Genomic DNA, 603 nt, shown 5'->3' with positions numbered 1-603 from the left:
GTGGAAGTTTTTCTAAATTGTTGATTGTTTTTTATAGTAATTACTTCATCTGAGAAACTGGAATTATATGCTCCCTTATGATGTGTTACATAGGCTTTTGTAAATCCTTTGTAAGTTTATTTTTGCAAAGGTTTTTTTATGCCCATTCTGGGCACAACTTAAATGTCGTCTCATATTTGGGGCGGCATTTTTAGTATAAGTGAAATTACCATAACTCTAACAGAAAAATATGTGAGTAGAAAATGTATAAGGCATTTTGCTCTAATTTTGAAAGAAACGCTCTAATGCCTTGCTAGATGTGGGATAAATGTGATAGTATATTAGAAAGTGAAAATAAGTTTAATAACTTAAAAGTAAATATACACCTAGGAGAGAAGAATTTGGGAGATATGGGATTTAGTGAATTGAGAAATGAAAAGCAGGACTATGTAAAACGAGGTTTGGATTTGATTATATGCTTGTCAATGCTTCCATTGGTGTTGCTGATAATGGCATTGGTTGCTATATGTATCAAGGTGGAGAGTCCAGGTAAGGTATTTTTCAATGACTATCGTATAGGCAAGTCAGGCAGAACTTTTTTGTGTTACAAATTTCGTTCTATGT

Annotated in this window: 1 protein-coding gene; it reads left to right on the top strand. The window is 32.7% G+C overall.

The features are described from left to right. Positions 1-389: 389 nt before the first annotated feature. On the top strand, positions 390-603 hold a 214-nt coding region (locus I6E26_RS11070; RefSeq protein WP_235321880.1), incomplete at its 3' end, for a sugar transferase.

The organism is Anaerovibrio lipolyticus, assembly GCF_021531495.1.
Lineage (GTDB): Bacteria > Bacillota > Negativicutes > Selenomonadales > Selenomonadaceae > Anaerovibrio.
This window is presented reverse-complemented; position numbering and strand designations above follow the sequence as displayed.